2 protein-coding genes and 1 pseudogene are annotated in these 1,934 nt (G+C 34.4%); 2 read left to right on the top strand and 1 reads right to left on the bottom strand.

The genetic code is table 11. The features are described 5' to 3' along the window. A partial coding sequence (locus tag ABD909_RS05610; RefSeq protein ID WP_345096983.1) for an Arm DNA-binding domain-containing protein occupies positions 1–247 on the bottom strand: 247 nt, incomplete at its 3' end. 162 nt (positions 248–409) lie between these two features. Between ABD909_RS05610 and ABD909_RS05605 the strand changes: the two genes are divergently transcribed. Together ABD909_RS05605 and ABD909_RS05600 are read left to right on the top strand one after the other, a co-directional pair. After that, a complete protein-coding gene (locus ABD909_RS05605) occupies positions 410–700 on the top strand; it encodes a hypothetical protein (RefSeq protein ID WP_345096984.1) in 291 nt (96 codons plus the stop codon). After that, a pseudogene (locus ABD909_RS05600) lies at positions 681–959 on the top strand (PBSX family phage terminase large subunit); the annotation flags it as partial. The gene ABD909_RS05605 and the pseudogene ABD909_RS05600, both read left to right, overlap by 20 nt. Positions 960–1,934: the final 975 nt, after the last annotated feature.

Raw genomic sequence — 1,934 nt, 5'->3', positions numbered from 1 at the left:
TAATGGGGTCACGACCTTCACGTAAAACAGAGCGCCATTGGTTTGCACATTCACGGGCTTGTTTTAAAGAAACATCTCTTAAAGCACCCAAGCCCATTTCACGGCGCCGACCGTGAATGGTATAACGATAAAGCCATTGAGCACCCCCATCTTTACGCTTATGAAGTAACAAGCCGGCACCATCATTATATTTGCCAGCCCCCAATGTTGCGACAGCCCTTGCATTAAGACGGTTCATAAGAGCCATTTTTACTCCTTTCTTATACAATTTTAACCCATACGCCAGCCCCGCTTATGACGTGCAAGCGAGTGATTTTAATTGATTCAACATAAACAGATTTGAAATGAGAGAATCTTACGTTATTCGGTGTTCTAATTCAATATGAATAACGCTAGATTATCATTATAAATCAATGTGTTGCCCAATGCAGGAAAAGGGCGTGTGAAAGGGGTTGGCAACAAAACAACACGGCTTTTAAAAGAGGCGATTATTAAAGCAGCTGAACAAGCAGGTAATAAGTATGGTAAAGAGGGATTAATCTCTTATTTTGAAAAGCAAGCACTCAAATGTCCTGCGGCTTATTTAGCCTTGCTTGGTAAGATTTTGCCTTTGCAAGTGACAGGTGAGGATGGGGGAGAGATTAAGATCATAGGGCGTGTAGAAATAGCTCCTTTAATGAATGAAGACAAGACAGATTAAGATTGTACCAAAGCTTATACCGATTTTTGCAGGTGATGCTTTGGTGCGGGCAGCTTGGGGTGGACGGGGGTCCGGTAAGACAAGATCCTTTGCCTTGATGGCGGCTTTAAAAGGCTATCAATTTGGTATGGGAGGAATATCAGGGACTATTCTTTGTGCGCGTCAGTTTCAAAATTCGTTGGCAGAAAGTTCCTTAGAGGAGATTAAGCGCGCTATTGAAGCCCATGACTTTTTAAAGGATTATTATAAGGTTGGGGAGGTATTATAAATAAAAACACAATAAAGTCAATATGTTGAGTTCAGTTATTTTATATGAATCCAGTTAAGAATCCACACTTTTATGCATGTTTAATTTGACCATTTTTTATATAGGATTGTCACGTATGAATAGAGCATAAAAAGCAAATCATGATGTAAATATTATAAAGCATGTAAACATTCAAATAAAATGAAAAGCAGCTATCATTCATAACAGTTCATAAATTTTATGATACGTTTTTATCATTCACAAATCGCATTGTTTTAAAATTTAGTCGTTTGGAATTATCGATAACATACGTTTAAAGATCACATCTTGTTTTAATGATTGGTTTGTAATCGTATAAAGACCAAAATTTTTGTTTCCCAAAATTGGGAAGCAAAAATCTATATCTCTTATAGCAATATTTTATTACCTATTAGAGGGTAATCGTTTGAAACTGTTATAAGCTTATAGATTGAGTTCTTTAAAGATTACATAAAAGGATTTAAAGACGAAATAGTTTTTAAAACGCTTACTAAAAATTTAGTAAATAATAGGCAGACAATTATACAGATACTATCATCACACCAGATATGAAATTCACAACGTTATGTCTTATGAAATCAAAAGCCTTTTTAAGGATATAGTAAGCTGTCAATAAACGTTTTAAAAGTTATCGTTTAAAAGCACTCACCCCAAAATTGGGGGCAGCTCTTTAAGATAAGCAAACAAAATTCAAAACCATTGTAAAATCTAAACGTATAGGGTTTTACTAAATTTTTAGTAAAATAATGCTGTTTAAAGAAAGCTCTATTTTAAAGATAACGAGCTTAGATATGGACCGATTGATTTTTAAAGAAATAAGATTTTAATGAAAAGTGAAAATACGCTTCTAAATGAATGTTTAAAACGTCTTTTATAACAGTTATAACTTAGTTATCAAAAGCGGTTGTTTTCTTTGTCTTACTCAATTCAAAAGAATGATGATCAAGA

Origin of the sequence: Bartonella acomydis, from assembly GCF_039543025.1 — a bacterium.
In the GTDB taxonomy this organism is placed as follows: Bacteria; Pseudomonadota; Alphaproteobacteria; order Rhizobiales; family Rhizobiaceae; genus Bartonella; species Bartonella acomydis.
Note: the sequence above shows the minus strand (reverse complement) of the source record. Positions and strands in the feature narration are given on the sequence as shown.